23 protein-coding genes are annotated in these 21745 nt (G+C 31.7%); 12 read left to right on the forward strand and 11 right to left on the reverse strand.

The window, feature by feature from the left end; genetic code table 11:
* Nucleotides 1-60: 60 nt before the first annotated feature.
* Entirely contained in the window at nucleotides 61-1155 is a 1095-nt protein-coding gene (locus tag B8T70_RS10510; RefSeq protein ID WP_086894819.1) for a glycoside hydrolase family 18 protein, read from the forward strand.
* Nucleotides 1156-1231: 76 nt separating this feature from the next.
* On the opposite strand, the gene B8T70_RS10515 is transcribed toward B8T70_RS10510, so the two are convergent.
* The gene (locus B8T70_RS10515) at nucleotides 1232-1714 is read right to left on the reverse strand and encodes a hypothetical protein (protein ID WP_086894820.1); all 483 of its coding nucleotides are present in this window, start codon (nucleotides 1712-1714) and stop codon (nucleotides 1232-1234) included.
* Between the two features lie 115 nt (nucleotides 1715-1829).
* Entirely contained in the window at nucleotides 1830-2270 is a 441-nt protein-coding gene (locus B8T70_RS10520; protein ID WP_039113936.1) for an META domain-containing protein, read from the reverse strand.
* Nucleotides 2271-2488: 218 nt separating this feature from the next.
* Here B8T70_RS10520 and B8T70_RS10525 point away from each other — a divergent pair, with 218 nt between their 5' ends.
* Both B8T70_RS10525 and B8T70_RS10530 read left to right on the forward strand, forming a co-directional pair.
* Entirely contained in the window at nucleotides 2489-3016 is a 528-nt protein-coding gene (locus B8T70_RS10525) for a superoxide dismutase family protein (RefSeq protein ID WP_086894821.1), read from the forward strand.
* A 110-nt stretch (nucleotides 3017-3126) separates the two neighbouring features.
* Nucleotides 3127-4329 carry an LETM1-related biofilm-associated protein gene (locus B8T70_RS10530; protein WP_086894822.1) on the forward strand — a complete coding sequence of 401 codons (1203 nt, stop codon included), beginning with the start codon at nucleotides 3127-3129 and terminating at the stop codon, nucleotides 4327-4329.
* A gap of 33 nt (nucleotides 4330-4362) precedes the next feature.
* On the opposite strand, the gene can is transcribed toward B8T70_RS10530, so the two are convergent.
* From can to B8T70_RS10550, 4 genes are all read right to left on the reverse strand, one after another.
* Entirely contained in the window at nucleotides 4363-5001 is a 639-nt protein-coding gene (gene can, locus B8T70_RS10535) for a carbonate dehydratase (protein WP_039113994.1), read from the reverse strand.
* Nucleotides 5002-5122: 121 nt separating this feature from the next.
* Nucleotides 5123-6769: a SulP family inorganic anion transporter gene (locus B8T70_RS10540; protein WP_039113932.1), complete on the reverse strand. Its 1647-nt coding sequence runs from the start codon at nucleotides 6767-6769 to the stop codon at nucleotides 5123-5125.
* 80 nt (nucleotides 6770-6849) lie between these two features.
* Nucleotides 6850-7134, reverse strand: coding sequence for a hypothetical protein (locus B8T70_RS10545; protein ID WP_039113931.1), 285 nt, complete (start codon nucleotides 7132-7134; stop codon nucleotides 6850-6852).
* A gap of 125 nt (nucleotides 7135-7259) precedes the next feature.
* Nucleotides 7260-7745: a Dps family protein gene (locus B8T70_RS10550; protein ID WP_039113930.1), complete on the reverse strand. Its 486-nt coding sequence runs from the start codon at nucleotides 7743-7745 to the stop codon at nucleotides 7260-7262.
* Nucleotides 7746-7856: 111 nt separating this feature from the next.
* On the opposite strand from B8T70_RS10550, the gene B8T70_RS10555 reads away from it, so the two are divergent.
* Complete coding sequence (locus B8T70_RS10555; protein WP_039113929.1) at nucleotides 7857-8798, forward strand: LysR substrate-binding domain-containing protein; 942 nt, start codon at nucleotides 7857-7859, stop codon at nucleotides 8796-8798.
* A gap of 33 nt (nucleotides 8799-8831) precedes the next feature.
* On the opposite strand, the gene B8T70_RS10560 is transcribed toward B8T70_RS10555, so the two are convergent.
* Complete coding sequence (locus B8T70_RS10560) at nucleotides 8832-9029, reverse strand: hypothetical protein (RefSeq protein ID WP_039113928.1); 198 nt, start codon at nucleotides 9027-9029, stop codon at nucleotides 8832-8834.
* 167 nt (nucleotides 9030-9196) lie between these two features.
* On the reverse strand, nucleotides 9197-9862 hold the full coding sequence (gene mnmD, locus B8T70_RS10565) for a tRNA (5-methylaminomethyl-2-thiouridine)(34)-methyltransferase MnmD (RefSeq protein ID WP_086894823.1): 666 nt from the start codon (nucleotides 9860-9862) through the stop codon (nucleotides 9197-9199).
* Nucleotides 9863-10167: 305 nt separating this feature from the next.
* On the opposite strand from mnmD, the gene B8T70_RS10570 reads away from it, so the two are divergent.
* Nucleotides 10168-11238: a branched-chain amino acid aminotransferase gene (locus tag B8T70_RS10570; protein WP_039113926.1), complete on the forward strand. Its 1071-nt coding sequence runs from the start codon at nucleotides 10168-10170 to the stop codon at nucleotides 11236-11238.
* 94 nt (nucleotides 11239-11332) lie between these two features.
* On the opposite strand, the gene B8T70_RS10575 is transcribed toward B8T70_RS10570, so the two are convergent.
* Complete coding sequence (locus B8T70_RS10575; RefSeq protein WP_039113924.1) at nucleotides 11333-11716, reverse strand: nucleoside triphosphate pyrophosphohydrolase family protein; 384 nt, start codon at nucleotides 11714-11716, stop codon at nucleotides 11333-11335.
* Between the two features lie 82 nt (nucleotides 11717-11798).
* Here B8T70_RS10575 and B8T70_RS24210 point away from each other — a divergent pair, with 82 nt between their 5' ends.
* A complete protein-coding gene (locus tag B8T70_RS24210; RefSeq protein WP_035624553.1) occupies nucleotides 11799-11987 on the forward strand; it encodes a hypothetical protein in 189 nt (62 codons plus the stop codon).
* 63 nt (nucleotides 11988-12050) lie between these two features.
* On the opposite strand, the gene B8T70_RS10585 is transcribed toward B8T70_RS24210, so the two are convergent.
* The gene (locus B8T70_RS10585; protein WP_086894824.1) at nucleotides 12051-14087 is read right to left on the reverse strand and encodes a dihydrofolate reductase; all 2037 of its coding nucleotides are present in this window, start codon (nucleotides 14085-14087) and stop codon (nucleotides 12051-12053) included.
* Nucleotides 14088-14363: 276 nt separating this feature from the next.
* Here B8T70_RS10585 and B8T70_RS10590 point away from each other — a divergent pair, with 276 nt between their 5' ends.
* From B8T70_RS10590 to B8T70_RS10605, 4 genes are all read left to right on the forward strand, one after another.
* Complete coding sequence (locus B8T70_RS10590) at nucleotides 14364-15491, forward strand: transcriptional regulator (RefSeq protein WP_086894825.1); 1128 nt, start codon at nucleotides 14364-14366, stop codon at nucleotides 15489-15491.
* Between the two features lie 64 nt (nucleotides 15492-15555).
* A complete protein-coding gene (locus B8T70_RS10595) occupies nucleotides 15556-16098 on the forward strand; it encodes an RNA polymerase sigma factor (RefSeq protein WP_086894826.1) in 543 nt (180 codons plus the stop codon).
* Between the two features lie 33 nt (nucleotides 16099-16131).
* Complete coding sequence (locus B8T70_RS10600) at nucleotides 16132-16545, forward strand: hypothetical protein (RefSeq protein WP_039113920.1); 414 nt, start codon at nucleotides 16132-16134, stop codon at nucleotides 16543-16545.
* 27 nt (nucleotides 16546-16572) lie between these two features.
* Complete coding sequence (locus B8T70_RS10605) at nucleotides 16573-17031, forward strand: hypothetical protein (RefSeq protein ID WP_039113993.1); 459 nt, start codon at nucleotides 16573-16575, stop codon at nucleotides 17029-17031.
* 65 nt (nucleotides 17032-17096) lie between these two features.
* Here B8T70_RS10605 and B8T70_RS10610 read toward each other — a convergent pair whose 3' ends face one another.
* The gene (locus B8T70_RS10610) at nucleotides 17097-18152 is read right to left on the reverse strand and encodes an oxidoreductase (protein ID WP_123912098.1); all 1056 of its coding nucleotides are present in this window, start codon (nucleotides 18150-18152) and stop codon (nucleotides 17097-17099) included.
* 117 nt (nucleotides 18153-18269) lie between these two features.
* Between B8T70_RS10610 and B8T70_RS10615 the strand changes: the two genes are divergently transcribed.
* Nucleotides 18270-19607, forward strand: coding sequence for a hypothetical protein (locus B8T70_RS10615; protein WP_086894827.1), 1338 nt, complete (start codon nucleotides 18270-18272; stop codon nucleotides 19605-19607).
* Between the two features lie 137 nt (nucleotides 19608-19744).
* The gene (locus B8T70_RS10620; RefSeq protein ID WP_086894828.1) at nucleotides 19745-21703 is read left to right on the forward strand and encodes a KUP/HAK/KT family potassium transporter; all 1959 of its coding nucleotides are present in this window, start codon (nucleotides 19745-19747) and stop codon (nucleotides 21701-21703) included.
* Nucleotides 21704-21745: the final 42 nt, after the last annotated feature.

A 21745-nucleotide genomic window follows, 5' to 3' on the forward strand; every position in this document is an offset into this window, starting at 1 on the left:
ATTAATATTTTGTTTGAAATGTTCTATATTTAGCATTTAAAAACTAAAAATTCTTAAAAAATGAAAAGATTAAAACCGATTATTTTCTTTTTCTTGTGCTGTTTTACCACAAACTCTTTTGCACAATCAGGAAAAAAAATTGACGTTATTGCTTATTATACTGGTGATGACAAACTTATTGATCAATATGATGTAAGCAAACTAACTCACATTATCTTTAGTTTCTGTCACCTAAAAGACGGAAAACTAAGCGTAGATACTCCTAAGGATTCTCTTTCAATAAAACACTTAGTTGGATTAAAAAAAGCACATCCTAAGCTTAAAGTCATGCTTTCATTAGGAGGTTGGGCAGGATGCGAGCCTTGTTCTGAAGTTTTCTCGACTGCACAAGCAAGAAATGTTTTTGCTAAATCGGTAAAAGAAGTAAATGATTATTTTAAAACTGATGGTTTAGATTTAGATTGGGAATACCCAGCGATTGAAGGTCTTCCTGGACATTTGTATCAAGCTGCAGACAAACCAAACTTTACTGAACTTGTAAAAGCATTACGTACAAGTTTAGGTAAAAAACATGAACTTAGTTTTGCTGCCGGAGGTTTTCAAAAATTCTTAGACGAGTCTATCGAGTGGAAAATTGTTATGCCATTAGTAGATCGCGTAAACATAATGAGTTATGATTTAGTAAACGGATATGCAACTGTAACAGGTCATCATGCTCCTTTATATGGTGGAACTCCAGACGCTCAATCTACAGACAGAGCCGTGTCTTATTTATTAAAACTAGGAATTCCAGCTAATAAATTAGTAATTGGTGGTGCTTTTTATACTAGAATATGGAAAGATGTTGCTAATGTAAATAATGGTTTATACCAACCGGGAGTACATATCGAAGGTGTACCTTTTAGAAACTATGCAACTACTTTTACAGAAGCTAATGGATGGAAATATTTCTGGGACAATAAAGCAAAAGCAGGTTATTGGTATAATGAAAAAGAACAAAAATTTGCAACCGGAGATGATATTCCTTCAATAAAAGAAAAAACAGAATATGCCGTATCTAAGAAATTAGGCGGAATCATGTTTTGGGAATTACCTTTAGATACTTTCAAAGACGGAATGGTTGATGCCATTTATGAAGTAAAAACTAAAAAGTAAGAATACTATAAAATAAAAATGCGTTAACAATTTCATGAATTGTTAACGCACTTTTTTTGGACTAAAATTACCCTTTTTAGTTCACTTTAGATTTTTCAATTTCTCCAATGAAAGGAATAGAATCCAAAATTTGGCTACGAATCGCAGTTTGTAAATAAACCTCTAATTGTATAAATTTAGCTGCATTAATAGCTCCTATTGCCTTTTTGGCCTTAGTATATGTTTTATCATATAATTTTTCATACCCAAGATTACTTTTTAATGTTCCTTTTGCTAATTCATCCGCTTTTGCATCAGTAAGAGTAGCATAATTTGTAGCATAATCATCAACTACCTTAATTATATTTTGCCCCAAAGCTTTACGTTCTACTTCATAATCATCATATATTTTTTGAAAGGCTGCAGTTTGTTCATCTGACAAATTCATATATTGCTTTACAAGATCTGATTTTGATTTTCCGTAAATACTCTGAATAACATCTACATCTTCTTTTGCCAAAGACTGAGCAAAAGAATTTGCTGAAACTACCAATAACAATGCGATAAGGAACTTTTTCATAATTTAAGATTTAAAATTTATAATAATTATTTGATTTATTGCGAATTAGCTTTATTACATCACAAGGTTTTAGGTTCAAAAAAATATTGAATGCAAAAATAAAAGCATGATTAATTTATTTTTTTACGAAACGCATCATTGCAATATCACCTGAGATAAAATTCAACGTTTTACCATCATCGGTAACATCGTAAGAAGTTATTTTTTGCAAAGTGGTCATAAAAACCTGCTCTCCTTGATTATCCTGACACATCATTTTGGTAGTAGCTAATCCATCTCTAAAATTAATGCTATAACCATCTACATTTAATTTTCCTGTAAAAGAGTTGCAGCTATTATTTCCAGATACTCTATTTTCTTTTGTATCAAAAGTTATCGTTGGTTTTTTATTAGGATATAAACCATCAAAGGCAATTCTAGGTCCTGTTACGTAATTTAACTCCCAAGTACCATTAAGTTTTGATGTAGAATCTGTTGTTGTAGTTTTATTTTGAGCAGAATTACATGAAAATAAAACAATCCCAAATGCAGCGAACATTGCTATTTTTTTTATCATAATTTAAAGTTTTAAGTTTTATAAACAATTATCAATGAATAAGTTTAGCATTATTTACTATTAAATACACATACACGAATTTAAGCAATATTTCATCTCCTTTTGTAAATTTAAACTTATTTTTCATTTAATACAGAAACGTATTTTAACTTTCAGATCATTTTCATTCAATAATTTTAAACTAACTTTACTTTAGATTTAAACAAAAACACATAATTATGAAAAAAATAATTCTATCTCTTGTAGTAATTGCTGCAGTTATTATTGGATGTAAAACCAAAAATAATACAGATGATTCTAAGAAATTAACCATCGCACTTGAACCTAAAAGTAACAGTTCGGTATCTGGTACAGCAACTTTCGTAGAGAAAAAAGGAGAAGTAACTTTCGTAGCAAAAATCAGTGGTTTAAAACCAGGAGTTCATGCAATACACATTCATGAAAAATCAGATTGTTCGGCTGCCGATGGAACTTCTGCTGGAGGACACTGGAACCCAACATTTAAAAAACATGGAAAATGGGGTGTTGGAGAATATCACAAAGGAGATATCGGAAACTTTACTGCAGATGATAAAGGAAACGGTACAATTACACTAACAACAAACGAATGGTGCATTGGTTGTGGAGATCCAAGTAAAGATATTTTAGGAAAAGGATTAATTGTACACCAAGATCCAGACGATTTTACAACTCAACCTACAGGAAATGCAGGAGCGAGAGTAGCTTGCTCAGCAATTATAAAATAATTATATAGATTCTAAAAAACCATTTTATTCACAAAGTAAAATGGTTTTTTTATTTTAATCAATCACCAAATCATAAAAAAAAGATAGCTTTGTAGCTTCAAATTAAAGTAATGATTAACCCTTCGGCAACAGGTTGGATAGATAAATTTTTTAGTGAACAAAAGTTCCCAGAACAAGTAGTAACTGAAACTAGCAATTCCTTTTATCAAAAAGTCAGAGCGACAGGATTTATTTATGGACACATAATAACAATAGAAACTCCTGTTCCTATTAAAATAAAAGGCTGGTTTAAAACCGAAATTTCCAAAGTAGCTTTATTAAATACTTTATACGGGATTTATTCTCTTACCAAAAACGACAATAATTCGGAACGTTTTATTAAAGAAGCATTAGCTTTTTATAATCAGATGAATCCTGAAGGTTTTAACCTCTTCAAGATATTACTCCCAAAAAGTAGTGATTCTCTAACATTAGAGAATATAATCGATGAACGAGTTCAGACTAACGATAGTATTATTAGCAAAAACTTCTCTCATTTAGTTACAAATGCACTCCTATTTATAGATGTTTTGGCATTTCGCCAATATTTAATTCATGGATCAATTCCAGAAAAATATCTCAAGAAAATAGAAGAAACTGTAATGAGTATTGTGGCATTGGCTTTAAAAACCAAAACCAATAAATCTCAATACGATGATTTATTGATTAAACTTTTTGAGGCGTCAATACGCTACAGCAAATTTTCGAAGGTTACAGTTGGAACTTTAGAAACATTACAATTGCATCATTTTTCCAACGAATTAGAAAGATATTATTTAATAGATATGGCCGGAATGGCTCTGTGGAGCGATGGCGTTGTAGAAAACGAAGAAGCTTATTTTTTACATACATTAGCCCATATTTTAAATGTATCTGATGAATTTGTTTCCGAAAGTATCAAAAGTACCGATGCTTTTATCAACGAACATAAAAAAGAGATTCCATATTTTAATTACTCCAATCCTGTCAAACATTTTTATGATCAAATGACTATGGGAGTTATTACACTTATAAAGCGTAATAAAAACAGATTAATTAAGGAAATTATCCAAAGTAAAGAATTAATGCTTCTTCTGGCCTATTCTACCCGTAGAGATTTAGATGCTAGCGAAAAGAAGAAAGTAAAGAAACAATTATTGGATATTTGTAAAACGATTCCATCACTAACAATATTCTTACTCCCGGGCGGAAGTTTGTTATTACCAATATTAATTAAGTTCATCCCTACTCTATTGCCATCGGCATTTAATGAGAACTTAGATGAAAACGAATAAAAAAAATCGCCCTTTTGAGGCGATTTTTTTATTTTATAGATTACTCAGTTGATAAACTTCATCAAGCTCATCATTTGAACTAATATTCACATTTAGATCTGTTACAAATCCTGAGTTTAAACCGTAAACCCAACCGTGTAACATTAAGTCTTGTCCATTTTTCCAAGCTCCTTGTACAATCGAAGTTTTTGCTAAATTATAAACTTGCTCTTTAGCATTTACCTCAACAAAAGCATTAAAACGCTCCGTTTCATTTTCAATTGAGTTTAAGTATTTGTCATGTAAACGGTACTCATCTTTAATATGACGAATCCAGTTATCAATAATCCCCACAGATTGGTTACCCATTGCAGCTTTTACACCACCACAACCATAATGTCCACAAACAATTACGTGCTTAACTTTTAAAACATTTACTGCATAATCTAAAACACTTAACATGTTCATATCTGAGTGAACAACCATGTTGGCAATGTTTCTGTGTACAAAAACTTCTCCTGGTTTTGCACCAATAATTTCGTTTGCTGGAACACGACTATCAGAACAACCTATCCACAATAATGGTGGAGTTTGCCCTTTCGCTAAATCTGCGAAAAAATTAGGATCTTTAGCTAACGAATCTTCAACCCACTTTTTATTATTATCTAATATTTGTTTATAAAACTCTTTCATTTTTTTTAATTTTTGTTGCTGAGTAATTAAGCGTTTAGAGGACTCCAAAAAGGCTCTCGTAAAGTTACTTATTTTTAATCCTCAATAAACACTTCACTACAGCTTTATTTAACCAACTTATTTAAAACTTTTCTTTTTCTGTTCTTTTAACCATAGCTCTTTTTGCAACATCATAATAATGTTCTATAGATACATGGTTCGGTAAATCTGGAGTATTCTCAAGCTCGTAAGCTTTTTTAAATCCTTTAAGTTTTACCTTAATGTTTTGATCAACTGCTCTGGTTTCTTTAAACTCTTTTATCAGATCTAGAATATCATGAGCAATATACACAGTGTCATGCGCATTGATAATTACTTTTGAATTTTCTGGAACAGAGTTTAAAGTAAGCTTGATAGCCGCTTTATTCAAGAAAGAAACTTCCTGAGCAAGATCGATATGGATTACATCTCCATCTTCATATTCTTCTTTTTTGAAACTGTAAGCTCTTTTTAAGTTTCCTCTTAAAACGAAAATTACACTAATTACAATTCCAATTGCAACACCTTTAAGTAAATCTGTCGCTACAACAAATACTAAAGTTGCAACAAATGGTACGAATTGATATTTTCCTTTTTCCCAGAAATGAATAAAAGTTGCAGGCTTAGCTAGTTTATAACCTACTAATATTAATATAGTAGCCAAAGTAGCCAATGGAATTTTATTTAATATTACCGGAATTGCCAATACACTTATCAATAATAAAACACCATGGATAATTGCAGACATTTTTGATTTAGCTCCAGCATTATTATTTGCCGAAGATCTTACAACAACAGATGTCATTGGTAAACCTCCTAAAAGAGAACTTACAATGTTTCCAATTCCTTGTGCTTTAAGCTCAACATTGGTATTTGTATATCTTTTTTGTGCATCCATTCTGTCTGCAGCTTCGATACACAATAATGTCTCGATAGAAGCTACGATTGCAATTGTTAAACCTACAACCCAAACCTGAGGATTTGTTATTCCTGCAAAATTAGGAGTTACAATAATTGCTTTAAATTCATCAAATGAAGTTGGGATTGGCAATGACACTAAGTGTTCGCTACCAATAGCCAATGAACTTCCTGTAGAAACAAAAATTTCATTTATAATTATTCCCGAAATTACAGCTATAAGCGCACCAGGAATTAATTTAAGTTTTTTCAAGAAAGGAACTTTATCCCAAGCAATTAATATAACAAAAGAGATTAGTGTAATAATAACTGCACCCATATGAATATGGTTGAAGATTTCAAACAAAGATGAAATTGAGTTATTTCCATCACTTTGAACAAACGCCTGATCTCCTTCAAAATCAGCATCATATCCAAATGCATGCGGCAATTGTTTAAGAATAATAATAATTCCGATACCTGCTAGCATACCTTCAATAACATTGGTAGGAAAGTAATTAGATATACTTCCTGCTTTTAAGAAACCTAACCCTAACTGGATTAATCCAGCAATAAAAACGGCGGTTAAGAAGACATCAAAAGCTCCCAAATCGGTAATTGCTGTAAGGATAATTGCTGTTAAACCAGCAGCTGGTCCAGATACACTAATGTGTGACTGACTCAAATATCCTACAACTATTCCTCCAATAATTCCAGAAATAATTCCAGAAAACAATGGTGCTCCTGAAGCCATTGCAATACCTAAACACAACGGGAGAGCCACCAAAAAAACTACTAAACCTGAAGCAAAATCTGACTTAAGGTTAGCAAAAAGATTTACTTTTCTTTTCATAATACAATAGTAAAAAGTTCATAAAAGGCCTACTGCATTACTTAAAACACAGCAAACGTTTAAAAAATTAACCGGATGTACTATACGAAGTTAGGTGGAGGGGCAAAAATGCTTGCAGAAATCTTATCATGTTTAGATAATTTTTCTGACAATATAGGATTTGACTTATCAAACATTGGTAAAACAAACTCACCTTGAAATACAGGATGATATACATAAACCTTAATTTCTTTATGCGAATGCTCTTCTTCTGATAAGCTATAAAATGCAGACACATCGCTCTTTTTCTCGATCATCGTCACGATAGGTGGCGTCGATAAGAAAGCGATAAATACAATTAATAATATGTATGCAATTTTTTTCATTAGTGCAAAAATAGAGCTAAACTGATAAAATCAAAACTGTAAGTCCAAAATTTTAAACAAATTTAACATTAACCAAAAAAAAACCAGACTAGCTATTTAATGCTACTCTGGTTTTTATAGTTATACTATTTTTCTAAATCCTCTTCTAACCACGCTTTCATCATCCAAATCGTTTTTTCTTGTTCTGAGATAAAATCACTCATCATAGAATTTGTTCCTTCATCACTAATTTCATCCGATTGTTTTAAAATTTCTCTTTCAATCTTCAGTAAATCAGTTAATGAACTTACAATTAAATGAACCGCTTTCTCATCATTCGAGATATTTTTTCCAACTACAATCTTATTATTTTTAATATAATCTTCGAAAGTGTGTAGTGGTGTACCTCCTATTGTGAGAACTCTTTCGGCGATTAAATCTATTTTTAATTGAGCGTCTGTATATAATTCTTCAAATTTTACATGCAAATCAAAAAAACGTTTTCCACGAATGTTCCAGTGAATTCCTCGCAAGTTTTGGTAATAAACCTGAAAATTTGATAGTAAGACATTCAATTCTTTTACAATTAATTCTGACTCTTTTACTGGTAATCCTAAAATATTAGTTTTCATACTTATTAATTTTTAATTCTATTAATTGTAAATTTAAAATAAGTTTTTCGAAAAAGCCATAAAAAAAAATTATATTTTATTATTTTTGTATCAGAAAATACTATTAAAAAAATGACGATAACTCAACTCCAATATGTTCTTGCTGTAGCTGAACACAAAAACTTTACCCTTGCTGCCGAAAAATGTTTTGTAACGCAGCCTACTCTTAGTATGCAAATACAAAAGATAGAAGAAGAACTTAGCATCTTGATATTCGACAGAAGCAAGAAACCAATACAACTAACAGAAATTGGTCAGAAAATTGTAAATCAGGCAAAGAATATTGTAAACGAAGCAGATAGAATAAAAGACATTGTAGAACAACAAAAAGGGTTTATTGGTGGCGAATTCAAACTAGGAATCATCCCAACGGTTATGCCTACTCTTTTGCCTATGTTCTTAAATAACTTCATCAAGAAATACCCAAAGGTTAAACTATTAATCGAGGAGCTTAATACAGATGAAATTATTACCAAATTAAAAAACGGACATCTTGATGCTGCAATTGCCGTAACACCATTAGAAGACGAAAAAATAAAAGAAATCGTTTTATATTTTGAGCCTTTTGTAGCTTATATACCAGAACAACATTCTATTTTCCAGAAAGAAGAAATCGAAGTATCAGATTTAAACATTAATGAAATTTTGCTTTTGCAAGATGGACATTGTTTTAGAGATGGTATTTTAAACCTTTGTAAAAATGGTAGTGATATAGAAAATAATGCTTTCCAGATACAAAGCGGAAGTTTTGAAACACTTATAAAATTAGCCGACGAAGGCTTGGGCACAACTTTGTTGCCTTATTTACATACATTAGATTTAAAAGAAACAGACAAATTAAAGCTTCGTCACTTTAAGGAACCTAAACCTGCCAGAGAGGTAAGCTTAATTTACCCAAAAAGCGAATTAAAAATTCAAATCATCGATGCCTTACGAAACACAATTGCTGGTGTTGTAAAAGGAGCTATTGTTTTTCAAAACGTTCAGATAATAAGTCCAATTCAAAAGAAATAAAAAAAGGAACCAATTGGTTCCTTTTTTGTTTATCTATACTTTAGCTATTAGTAGACATTCTTTTAATTCGGGTTTTCCGATTGTAAAATTCAATAACCACTCTTGCAATTGTTCCATTTCGTATGGTAATAGTGTTTTGATAGCTTTCTCTAATTCTTTTAAGAAAAGTACCGGGTCGAAACTTACTCTTTCAAGTATTGATTTCGTGTAATCAAACATCATTTTTGACATAATAAATTAAGATTATGGGGTTATCTCATTATTTTTTAACTCGATGTAAAAATAGGCATTTTACATACAACTACTCAGCTTTTAACTTATTTTTTTGTTTTATTTAGCACGAAAACGTTTTTTTAAATACAGATATAGCAATTTAAAATTAATCTAAATAGCGTGATTTACATCACTTTACGCGCTCTAAACATCTCTCTTTTTCCTGGAGGTCCAGCAAGTTTTTCAACAGTAAATCCTACCTCAATCATACTCCTTTTAACGACTCCTCTGGCGGCATAAGTTACAAGAACTCCATTAGGTTTTAAAGAATCATGCATTCTTTTGAATATTTCGGTACTCCAAAGCTCTGGTTGCACCCGATATCCAAAAGCATCAAAATAAATTAAATCAAAAGTTTCAACATCATCAATTTCCTGAAAGAACTGTTTTCTCTTAGTTAATGTAAACGCATCACTAAGTTCGATTATTTCATCCCAATTGCTTTCATGCATTTTTTTGAATACCTCTTTATAATTATCCGCTCCCAATTCGGCAACATAATTCATCATAAGCACTTCATTTGCAGCAACAGGATAAGCTTCAACTCCAACATAATTTATGTTTTGCTTTTTTTCGTTGGATTCTAAAAAAGTAATAAAAGCATTCAGCCCAGTTCCAAAACCAATTTCTAATATCGAAATAGGCTTATCTTCAAATAAAGAAAACCCATTTTGCATAAATACATGTTTAGCTTCCTGGATTGCTCCATGTTTAGAATGATAACACTCATCCCATTCTTCCAAACGAATTGTAGTTGAACCATCTAGGGTTTGAATTATTTCTCTTTTCACAATTTATAAATCAGATTAATGCTGTTTTTGTCTTATTTAGAAGTCAAATTTAATCAAAACAAATGCGTAAAGCCTTAAAAAACCATAGTTTTTTCATAAATTCTATATAAAAAGAAGCTCTTTATTTAACTTTTTTATAAAATAAATAAATCACAGCTAAACCCTATAATTAATATCTTTTTAGCATCCAAATTATATATTTTTACTTAATTTTGCAATTGTTAAAATTTATTTCACATCTATTCAGGGTTTTAGATTACAGTCTTAAAACAATGAATTTTAGTTCATAAAAACCATACTTTATCATGAGTACAACTCAAACAAACAAAATTGAAATCATCAAAGCAACTTCGTCAAAAATAAACGATGTAGACTTTGATAACTTAAGCTTTGGTGCTGTATTTACAGACCATTTATTCGAATGTGATTTTAAAAATGGAGAATGGCAAACACCGGTCATTAAGCCTTACGCTCCAATTTTAATGGATCCATCTTCAAAAGTCTTCCATTACGGACAAGCTATTTTTGAAGGAATGAAAGCTTACAAAGATGATAAAGACGCTATTTGGCTTTTTAGACCTGAAGAAAACCACAAACGTTTTAATGCTTCTGCAGTAAGAATGGCAATGCCAGAAATACCTGAAGCTATTTTTCTAGATGGATTAAATGAATTATTAAAATTAGACGCAGAATGGGTTAAAAGAGGAAACGGAAGCAGTATGTATATCCGTCCTTTTATGATTGCAACTGGCGCTGGAGTTGTTGCAAATCCTTCTGATGAATATAAATTCATGATTTTACTTTCACCTGCAAAATCATACTATGCTGGAGAAGTAAAAGTTATTATTGCTGAGCACTATAGTAGAGCTGCAAATGGTGGTATCGGAGCTGCAAAAGCTGCTGGTAACTACGGAGCACAGTTTTACCCAACAAATTTGGCAAATAAAGACGGATTCCAACAAGTAATCTGGACTGATGATGCAACACATACCAAACTTGAAGAAGCAGGTACAATGAACGTATTTTTCAGAATAAACGATACTTTATTAACTGCACCAACAAGTGAAAGAATTCTAGACGGAATTACTCGTAAAAGTTTATTAGCAATTGCAGAAAAAGAAGGCTTAAAAATTGAAGTTCGTTCTGTATTAGCTTCTGAATTAGTTGAAGCTGCTAAAGACGGATCATTAAAAGAAATTTTTGGTGCTGGTACTGCTGCAGTAATAAGCGTTATTAAAGGATTCTCATACAAAGATGAATATTTCGAATTACCTAAAGCAGATGATTCTTACGCTTCTCTTTTAAAAGAAAAATTAACTGGTATACAAAACAAACTAGCTGAAGATACTTTTGGCTGGACTGTTCAAGTAAAATAATTCCTTACATTATATAATTAAAGGCGATTTTCTTAACGAAAATCGTCTTTTTTATATCTTTTTTTGTTAAACACCTGTAAACTGAGACTAAAAACTATTTTAAAATCTTAGAGAAATCTGGTTTAAAATAATTTGGACCTTTCATCACTTTTCCATCTTCACGATAAATCGGTTGTCCATCTTCCCCAAGTTTACTCATATTACTTTGCTGGATTTCATCAAAAACTGCTTCAATTTTATCCTGCAAACCGTGCTCGATAATTGTCCCGCATAAAATATACATCATATCTCCCAGCGCATCAGCAATCTCTACTAAATCATTATTTTTTACTGCTTCAAGATATTCTTCATTTTCTTCTTTCATCAAGTTGTAACGAAGTACATTTTTTATTTCTCCCAAATCGGCAATTGGCGATTCGCTATGTCCAATTTTAAAAGCAGTATGAAATTCTTTCACTGCATCAATTTGTTTTTGCATAATTATATTTGATTAAATGATATACCAAATTAACAACTATTCTTAAACTATTGCCTAAATTTGCCACAAAAAATTTAAACATATGTTTAGTCAGGGACAATTAATATTTGCATTGTGTTTTTTTATCGCTTTTGTTATCGCAATGATATTTGCCTACAGAAAAGATGTAGGACTTCACAAAATATTCTACAAAGGAAATTATAAGGTTTTGCTAGTTTTTATAGCTTTTATAATCATTTTATTTCTGATAAAAATATTCTTCAAACGATAATTTATTTCATAAAAAATGCCCGCTAAACTAGCGGGCATTTTCATTATTAGTATCTATTACTTATTAGTTTTCTAAAGGTAAAAAACCAAAGTTTTTAGAATAATCCAGCATTTGTTCTGCAAATGTTTTAGGTTGTTTTACTTCTATCGAAATAATTTTTCCTTTAGCATCTACTTTTGGCTCAAGAATAGGATTTACAAATCCGCTGTAAGGCGCAGATGGAAATTGCTTGTTACGCTCTAAAACCTCAGCATGTAATTTCTGATCTACTTTTACACCATAATTTTCTACCAAAGCTTTTCCAGCATTGTAATCTCCTTCAGATTTTATACGTTGTACTTCACGTAATAACTGTCCGAATAAATCATGTAATTTATCATAATCAGTAATATTAAAATACGTTTTACCGTTACGAGTAATTTTCTCGATTACATTATCTTTCTTTCCTTTTTCAAAAACCCAAGCACTCACCCACTGACGGTTTCTCATGTGAGCTTCTTCGATATTAGCTCCTAAATCTAAACGAACCAATTGTGTCATTAATCCGTTACGGATATAACTATCGTATGATTCCATTCCCACTTTTTTCCAATCATCAACCAATCCAAGTTCTTGTAATTTAGGATTGTATAAATAGTATAAACCAACTAAATCAGCTCTACCTTCTTCCAGAGTTGAAGCATAGCTTTTTAAAGTTTCTTTTGGAGTACCAACACCTTCATTTATTTGTCCTGAAGCATGACCTACTACTTCGTGTAAAGCAGTATGTAATTTATCTCCTATTTCACCATATTGTTTTGCCAAAGCAATTTCTTCTTCGTCATTAGCAAATTCTTTTAATTTACCACTTCCAGACGATTTAGAATATGCATCTATAATATTACCTAATGAAACTGATTTAGAACCGTGTTCTGCACGAATCCAGTCAGCATTAGGAAGATTCACACCGATTGGTGTGCTTGGTGAAGCATCTCCAGACTCACCTGCTACAATAACAGTTTTGTATGAAACCCCAACAACATTTTTCTTTTTGTGTTCTGGCATTAACGGAGAATTATCTTCAAACCATTGTGCACTTTTTGATACTACTTCCATTTTGGCCGACATATCAAAATCTTTAATTTGCACAACACCTTCATAAGAACCTCTGTATCCTAATGGATCATTGTATACTTCGATAAAACCACTTATGTAATCAATATTTCCTTCGGTAGCATGCAACCAGGCAATATTATAATCATCCCAGGTTTTTAAACTTCCTGTTCTATAATACTCAATTAATAATCCTATTGCATCACCTTGTTTTTTATTTTCGGCAACCGTTTTGGCTTTTTCTAACCAAAAGATAATTTTATCAATCGCAGCTCCATACATTCCACCGCTTTTCCAAACTTTTTCATCTAATTGTCCTTTGGCATTTTTAACCAACTTAGAATTTAAACCATAAGAAACAGGTTTCTTAGGATCTGGGCTTGTTTGTTTTTTATAAAAATCTTCTGCCTCTTGTAATGTAATCCCTTTGTCATAAAAATTGATTGCAGAACCTGCTAACAATCCTTTAGACTCATCAAGGTTTACTTTTTTACTATCTTCATTATTAAATAAAATAGCAGTAATCTCTGGAGATAATTTAGTTTTTGTAGCTTTTAGCAAACCTGCAAAATATTCTTTTGAGAAATCAGGTTTAATTTTTTCATTAGAATAATGATGATGAATACCATTAGAGAACCAAACACGTTTAAGGTAAATTTCGAAATTTTTCCAATCTGTGCTTTTTTTATCTCCTTTATAACTTACATAAATCTGCTCAAGAGCTTTTCTGATTTTTAAATTATTCTTGTAGTTCTGGTCCCACATTATATCACGACCAGCAGTTCCTGCCTGTGTAAGATAATATACTAATTCTTGTTCTTTGAGCGTTAAATTCTCCCAACCAGGTATTTGATAGCGCAATACTTTAATGTCAGCAAATTGCTCTACTGTAAAATCAAAAGGCTTCTCATTATTTGTTTTCGATACAGCTGTGTTAGCAACCTGAGCGTTGCAAATAACTGAAACTCCAACAGTCATAAAAAATCCTGCAGCTTTAAGTAATTTCATTATTAATGATATTTAGTTTATAAAAAAATTATTATCTACCAAAGATACGTTTTCTTTAAAAAAAACATAAAAAACAACGTTAATATTACCTCAGGGCTATTTTTAAAAGCCAAATTTCTTTATCTTGCTCTTACCATTTTTCTTGCAAAACTTTTTTTATAAAACTACACGAAAAGTGGAAAAATTAACAAAAAAGGCCTAGTTTTGACTTTTTATTATCTCCTGTCGGATATTAATAAAATTTATAACTTTACATCAGAAAACAACCGAGATACTATGAGAATTTTAAAATATATATTCCTTTTATTACTATTAAGTTTTGTCTCATTAACTGTATTTGTTGCCACTCAAAAAGGTGATTTTACGGTAGAGAGAAGCAAGGTTATAAAGACACAACGTGTTTCTTTGTTCAACTTTGTAAACGATTATAGAAACTGGGAAGATTTTAGTTCTTGGGTTACTGAAGACCCTAGTATTCATGTTGTTTTCCCTGCAAAAACATCTGGTGTAAACGCTTCTTTTTCCTGGACAGGAAACGATGGCAATGGAGATGTGAGAACTACTGCTGTAACTGATGCACAAAATATTACTCAGAAAATGAATTTTGACGGAACCCTGACTGATGTTTCATGGGTTTTTAAAGATACTCTTGGAGGAACAAAAGTTACCTGGAAATCTAAAGGAACAATGAGTTTTCTTTTCAAAATATATTCGGCGCTTAATGGCGGAGCCGACAAAGTTATCGGTACTATGTACGAGAAAAGTTTGGCTAACTTAGATAAGATATTAGTTTATGAAACTAACACATTTGACGTAAAAGTAGATGGTGTTGTGAAAAAATTAGAGACATTTTATATCAACCAATCGTTTACTAGCGAAATAGGGAAAATCGCCAAAAATGTTCGAGTTGTTGTCCCTCAGTTAACTTCTTTTTGTGAAGCCAACGGCATAGAGACCAACGGAAAACCTTTTGTAATATACCATACTTATGACACCACAAGCGGATTAGCAAAAATATCTATTTGTGTACCTATCAAAAAAGAAATCTTTACAAGCTCAGGAAGTGACATCTTAACTGGTAAACTAGAACCATTTGAAGCTGTAAAAACAACTTTAAAAGGGGACTACTCACATACTAAACAAGCGATAGAAAAATCGACAGCTTATATTAATAGCCAAAAAATATTCCCTGATCTTACTTGGTCACATCTTGAAATTTATACGATAAGTAAAGCTGAAATTGCAAATCCATCTAAGTGGGTAACAGAGCTTTATTATCCTATAAAACCAAAGGTAGTTCCTGTAGAGAGAACTGTTATTCGTACTCCGAAAGCAGAAGTAACTCCAACACATACTCCTGTACATACCCCTCCTCCTGCAAAAGAAGAGGAATCAGAATTTTAAAAAATCTGAAATGCAGATTAAACCTTTTCGGATAATGCTATTCTAACTTATATAAAAAGTAAAGTTGACAGACGAAAAGGTATTTATACAAGAGTTATTAAACCCGAAGACGCAAAATATTGCGTTTCAAAAACTTGTATCTACTTACCAAAAACCGTTGTACAATCATGTTCGAAACATTGTTTTGAATCATGATGACGCACACGATGTTTTGCAAAATACATTTGTGAAAGTATTTCGATATCTCAATAAATTTAAAGGAGATAGCAAACTATTTTCATGGATATATCGCATTGCAACCAATGAAGCTTTGACTTTTTTAAGTCAGAAAGCAAAACTAAGCGGAATAACCTCTGAAGCTTTACAAAATAAAACCATTGAGAATCTTGAAGCCGATGCTTTTTTTGACGGAAACGAAATTCAGTTAAAACTACAAAAAGCTATTGTTACGCTCCCGGAGAAACAACAACTGGTTTTTAAAATGAAATATTTTGAAGAATTAAAATATGAAGAAATAGCCGAGATATTAGGCACTTCAGTTGGTGCATTAAAAGCATCGTATCATCATGCCGTAAAAAAAATCGAAGCTCATGTTACATCCAATTAAACCTTTTACAACTAATAAAGTCTTACATACATCATGAAAGCATTTAAATTAGATAACGAACCGAAAATTGAAACTGGATTTAAAACTCCAGAAGATTATTTTGAAAATTTCTCTGCAAGTTTACAGGAGAAGTTGCCACAAAATGAACCTAAAACAATTTCTTTATTTGCAAGAAATAGAAAAACATTCATGGCTGTAGCTGCCGTACTTGTAATTGCATTAACGGTTCCTATAGTATATAAGTACACAACAAAATCTAAGGAACTTGATGAAGCTACTCTAGAAACGTACTTATCTTATCAATCAAATTTAAATCAGTACGATTTAATTCATGAGTTAGATACAAACGACATTAACAATTTAGATAAAAATATTGCTTTAGGTGATGATGCTATAGAAGATGTTCTGGCTTCGAATCCTAATATCGAACATCTTATTTTAGAATAAAAGAACAATTACATAAAAATGATGCAGATGAAAATCAAAAACATACTTCCGATATTACTATTTCTGATTACATTTCCTTTTTACGCTCAAAGCGAGAAAATGGACGAAAAAAGGGAGAAAATAAAAGCATATAAAGTTTCTTTCCTAACAACCGAATTAGAATTAACTTCGGCTGAATCAGAAAAATTCTGGCCTATCTATAACACTTATGATGATAAACAATATGAATTAAGACATCAGAAGATGAAATCATATACCAGAAAATTAAGTGAAGAAACGCTAAAGAATATGTCTGAAAAGGAAGCTGCAGCTCTTCTTTCTCAAATGGAAAGTACCGATGAAGAATTATACCTTTTGCGCAAAAAATATATTGCAAGTTTAAAGAAAATACTGCCTGCGAAAAAAATCATAATCCTTCGAAAATCCGAAGATGATTTTAATCGCAAACTATTACACCAATATCGAGACAAAGCAGGTAAAAACTAAATCCTGTTTAAAAATAACAACAGCCGAGAGCCCTTATAATAATTACTTTATTATCTAGGGCTCTTTTATTTTTTAAAGCGAATCTGAACCATTTTATTATGACCTGCAGCAATTGCAGTTGTTGAATTCATGAAACGAATCGTAAAAAAGCTTGAATCTGTCGATAATTGTTTCCATGTAGCGCCACCATCAGCTGAATAATGCAATCCTAAAGTCCCAACTACAACTATTTCTTTCCCTCCGCTTTTAGGTACATATTGCACACAAGATGCATAACCAAAACCTGAATTCTGAGCTATTAAATTCCAAGTTTTCCCACCATCTGTAGTAATTGCTTTATTATCTGAATTTTGTTCTGGAAATTCGTAATCACCACCAGCAATAATTCCGTTTTTAGAATCATAAAAGTCAGCCGTAAAAATTCCAGTCATTGTTTTTCCTTGTACAATAGGCGTATCATAAACTTTCCATGTTTTCCCTTTATCAGATGAATGAAAAACCCTTGCCCTTTTCCCGCCAGAAACCAACCAGGCATCTTTACCTTTTATAACAATATTAGTATTGCTTGCTGCAAATGCTGCCTCTCCTTTGCCCATTGTAGGCAATTGATCCGAAAGTAATTTTACCCACGTATTACCTCCATCACGAGTTATTAATATCGAAAAACTATCTTCGGTAGGATCACCTACCGCAATTCCCTCGCTATCATTCCAGAATTGTATACTATCATAAAATACTTTATCATTAATTTCTTTATAAACCAATTTTGTTTTTTTGGTTGCTTTAGAAACCTGATAAAGCAAAGCTGGATTTGCTACACTTAATAAATAAATATTTTTTGAAGTTTCAGCAATACTTCTAAACTCTAACTTTAAGGTATCCTTATAAATATGCTCTACATATTTTTCTTTATCCTTTAAATCGTAATATCCAAATCGCGAATTATCAGCTCCAAACCATATCTTATTTTTATCAATTACCAGCGCTCTAATACTTATTTTATCTTTAAACAGTGTATCGATTTCAATAGACTGAAAACCTTTGCTATTTATTCTGTAATCTACTGTTTGACAATACATAGCGAAACTAAAAAAACTTAAAAAGAGTGCTAATTTTTTCATGGTATTTTAAATTATTTTATGCTAAAATACAATTATTTACATAAAATCAAAACGCAATATATTTTTTATGGCACAGTAATTGGATAATTCAAAATAACAATATTAATACGATACGTCATGAAAACGAAAATACTTTTAATAAGCCTACTATCTTTAGGGTTTGCTACAATGCAAGCTCAAGCTGGAGCTACAGTATATGCTAAAAATTCTGATATTAGTGATAATTTAGATTTAAGAGCCGTAGCTTCTATTTTTGGGGAATCTGCAAATCTTCAGGATTTTGAAAGAAGATTAAATGAACCAAAATATCAAATATCAAATCTAGATTTAAACGATGATAATCAAGTTGATTATTTGCGTGTAATCGAAAGTGTAGAAAACAGAACTCACGTAGTTATCATACAAGCTGTACTAGATCGTGATGTTTACCAAGATGTTGCAACAATTGATTTAGAGAGAGATTCTTTTAACAAAGTTCACATACAAGTTGTTGGAAACGATTTTATTTACGGTCCAAATTACATCTATGAGCCAGTTTATACTATTGCTCCTGTAATATATACATCATTTTGGGTAACTAACTATCGTCCTTATTATTCAAGCTGGACATGGAACTACTATCCAACTTATTATACTGCATGGAGACCTTACCCAGTTTATAGATATAGAAACAATGTTAATATTTGCATTAATGTAAACAATCATTACAACTATGTAAGTTCTAGAAGAAGTAATACAGCTGTTGTAATATATAACTCTAATCGTACTTACGGATACGAAAGACGTAATCCTAACAATGGGTTTGCTCAACGTAATAGTAATGTAAGCAACAGATACGAGCTAGATCAAAGACGTGTTGCTAGTAGAGAAACAAACAGAAGAGGAAACACCTATTCTAATACTAACAGAACTACTGATAGAACTGCAACACCTAATAGAGATTATTCTCAAAACAGAACAAGTACATCTAGAGACAACAGTACTACAGCAAGACCAAGTCGTGATTATTCTCAAAACAGAACAAACTCAACAGGAACAACTGTAGATAGAACAAATACTACTAGAGATTACAATAGAGGAAATACCACTACTCCAAGAACAGAGACTACAAGAGATTATTCTCAAAACAGAACAAGTTCTACTGCAGTAACGCCTACCCCTAGAACACAAACTACGAGAGATTATACTCAAAACAGACCAAGTTCTACTACGGTTACGCCTACGCAAAGAACAGAATCTTCAAGAGATTATACTCAAAATAGAGGAAGTGCTACAAGAGATTACTCCTCTCAAAGAACGGAATCATCAAGAGGGAATTCTGAAAGCAGAACTAGTTCAGCTAGGCAATCAAGTCCTCAAAGTTCAGGAAATGATAGATCAGGTTCCGTTTCTAGAGGCGATTCAAGCCCAAGACAAAGTGGTTCTACTGAAAGAAGCAGCAATAGAAGAGGTTAATCTTTATACACTTATCAGACAAAAATAAAAACACGATTTAACGATCGTGTTTTTTTTATCTTTATTCTTCATAATTTGATGTTAATTTGTTTTAAAACAGTAAATTTGACGCGACTTTTATAAAATTAAAAAATTAAATGAGCGCATCACACAAGAACTTACATAGTAAGTTAACGTTAGGAGGTTTGTTAATCACATTAGGTATTATTTATGGTGATATAGGAACCTCTCCTTTATATGTAATGAAAGCCATTCTTGGCAAACATATAATCGAAGCTGATATTGTTTTGGGTGGTATTTCATGTGTTTTCTGGACATTAACGCTCCAAACAACCATCAAATATGTGCTTATTACACTCAGTGCCGATAATCATGGCGAAGGAGGAATTTTTGCCTTATACGCACTGGTTAAAAAAACAAAGATTAAATGGTTGATTGTTCCCGCCATTATAGGGGGAAGTGCCTTACTCGCAGATGGTATTATTACACCACCAATATCCGTTTCTTCGGCAATTGAAGGTATTAAAACCTATTATCCTAGTATCAATACTGTTCCTATTGTTATTGCAATCTTATTCGTTTTATTTACGATTCAGCAATTTGGTACAAAACTAGTAGGTAAGTTTTTTGCTCCAATGATGCTTATCTGGTTTACCATGCTAGGTACTTTGGGTGTTATACAAATTGTACACCATCCAGAAGTTTTTAAAGCGATAAACCCTTATTATGCTTATCATTTGTTATCCATACATCCTGATGGTTTCTTCGTATTAGGTTTTGTATTTTTATGTACAACCGGAGCCGAAGCTTTGTACTCGGACATGGGACACTGCGGAAGAAAAAACATTCGTATAAGCTGGATATTTGTTAAATCTGCATTGGTTTTAAACTATTTTGGGCAAGCAGCATTTCTTATTCATCATGAAGGAAAAACGTTGCAAGAATTAGGAGGTAACGGAAATCCTTTTTATTTAATCATGGCAAGTTGGTTCCAACCAATTGGTATTGTTATCGCAACACTTGCAGCAGTAATTGCTTCGCAAGCACTTATTAGTGGTTCATTTACATTGATAAATGAAGCCATGCGATTAAATTTCTGGCCAAAAGTAAAAATAAAATACCCTACTGAAGTAAAAGGTCAATTATACATCCCGTCTATAAACTGGTTATTGTTCTTTGGTTGTGTAGGTATCGTATTGCACTTTGAAGAGTCAGGAAAAATGGAACATGCTTATGGTCTTGCAATTATTTTGTGTATGATTATGACCACTATTTTACTTAATTTCTACTTGATTATGAAACGAGTAAAATTATATTTCATGGTTCCGTTAATCACTATATATCTAGCAATCGAGATTAGTTTTTTAATTGCCAATGTAACTAAGTTTGCTGAAGGTGGTTATGTAACATTAATCATTGCAGCAGCTCTTATCTCTATTATGACAATTTGGTTCCTGGCTAAGAAAATTAATAAAAACTATACTAAGGTTATCAAGATTGAAGATTATAAAAAGGTATTGATGGAATTGAGCGAAGATTTATCTATTCCTAAATATGCAACACATTTGGTTTATATGACCAATGCTAGCCGTGTAGATGAATTGGAGGAAAAAGTAATTTATTCCATTTTGCAAAAGCGCCCGAAAAGAGCCGATATCTATTGGTTTGTACACGTAAATATTTTAACTGAGCCTTATAAAACGCAATATAAAGTAACCGAAATTGCAAAAGACGATATTTATAGAGTCGATTTTAATTTAGGATTTAGAGAACCTACCAAGATCAACTTAATGTTTAGAGAAGTTATTCGTGATATGGTAAAAAAAGGGGAAGTTGATATTACGAGCCGATACGAATCATTGAATAAAAATAATATTATTGGAGATTTCAAATTTGTGTTATCTGAGAAATTCCTTTCTAACGATAATGACTTAAGATGGCATGAAAATATTATCATGAATTCTTATTTCTTTATCAAAAAACTAAGTTTATCCGAAGAACGCGCTTTTGGTTTAGACAGCAGTTCTGTGAAAATAGAAAAATTCCCAATGGTGCTTCATGCTCCAGAAAACATAGGTTTAACAAGAGTTCATTAAACCTTGATAAACATTTACAAAACACTCTTTTAATTCTTAAAA

This window comes from Flavobacterium sp. AJR, from assembly GCF_002156885.1.
In the GTDB taxonomy this organism is placed as follows: Bacteria; Bacteroidota; Bacteroidia; order Flavobacteriales; family Flavobacteriaceae; genus Flavobacterium.

Coding starts and splice junctions, on each gene's coding strand:
- B8T70_RS10520 (WP_039113936.1), bottom strand. CDS start 2,270: ATGATAAAAAAAATAGCAATGTTCGCTGCATTTGGGATTGTTTTATTT.
- B8T70_RS10540 (WP_039113932.1), bottom strand. CDS start 6,769: ATGAAAAGAAAAGTAAATCTTTTTGCTAACCTTAAGTCAGATTTTGCT.
- B8T70_RS10575 (WP_039113924.1), bottom strand. CDS start 11,716: ATGCAAAAACAAATTGATGCAGTGAAAGAATTTCATACTGCTTTTAAA.
- B8T70_RS10605 (WP_039113993.1), top strand. CDS start 16,573: ATGAAAATCAAAAACATACTTCCGATATTACTATTTCTGATTACATTT.
- B8T70_RS10570 (WP_039113926.1), top strand. CDS start 10,168: ATGAGTACAACTCAAACAAACAAAATTGAAATCATCAAAGCAACTTCG.
- B8T70_RS10610 (WP_123912098.1), bottom strand. CDS start 18,152: ATGAAAAAATTAGCACTCTTTTTAAGTTTTTTTAGTTTCGCTATGTAT.
- B8T70_RS10545 (WP_039113931.1), bottom strand. CDS start 7,134: ATGAAAAAAATTGCATACATATTATTAATTGTATTTATCGCTTTCTTA.
- B8T70_RS10555 (WP_039113929.1), top strand. CDS start 7,857: ATGACGATAACTCAACTCCAATATGTTCTTGCTGTAGCTGAACACAAA.
- B8T70_RS10620 (WP_086894828.1), top strand. CDS start 19,745: ATGAGCGCATCACACAAGAACTTACATAGTAAGTTAACGTTAGGAGGT.
- B8T70_RS10615 (WP_086894827.1), top strand. CDS start 18,270: ATGAAAACGAAAATACTTTTAATAAGCCTACTATCTTTAGGGTTTGCT.
- B8T70_RS10525 (WP_086894821.1), top strand. CDS start 2,489: ATGAAAAAAATAATTCTATCTCTTGTAGTAATTGCTGCAGTTATTATT.
- B8T70_RS10585 (WP_086894824.1), bottom strand. CDS start 14,087: ATGAAATTACTTAAAGCTGCAGGATTTTTTATGACTGTTGGAGTTTCA.
- B8T70_RS10590 (WP_086894825.1), top strand. CDS start 14,364: ATGAGAATTTTAAAATATATATTCCTTTTATTACTATTAAGTTTTGTC.
- can (WP_039113994.1), bottom strand. CDS start 5,001: ATGAAAGAGTTTTATAAACAAATATTAGATAATAATAAAAAGTGGGTT.
- B8T70_RS10530 (WP_086894822.1), top strand. CDS start 3,127: ATGATTAACCCTTCGGCAACAGGTTGGATAGATAAATTTTTTAGTGAA.
- B8T70_RS24210 (WP_035624553.1), top strand. CDS start 11,799: ATGTTTAGTCAGGGACAATTAATATTTGCATTGTGTTTTTTTATCGCT.
- B8T70_RS10550 (WP_039113930.1), bottom strand. CDS start 7,745: ATGAAAACTAATATTTTAGGATTACCAGTAAAAGAGTCAGAATTAATT.
- B8T70_RS10600 (WP_039113920.1), top strand. CDS start 16,132: ATGAAAGCATTTAAATTAGATAACGAACCGAAAATTGAAACTGGATTT.
- B8T70_RS10560 (WP_039113928.1), bottom strand. CDS start 9,029: ATGTCAAAAATGATGTTTGATTACACGAAATCAATACTTGAAAGAGTA.
- B8T70_RS10510 (WP_086894819.1), top strand. CDS start 61: ATGAAAAGATTAAAACCGATTATTTTCTTTTTCTTGTGCTGTTTTACC.
- B8T70_RS10515 (WP_086894820.1), bottom strand. CDS start 1,714: ATGAAAAAGTTCCTTATCGCATTGTTATTGGTAGTTTCAGCAAATTCT.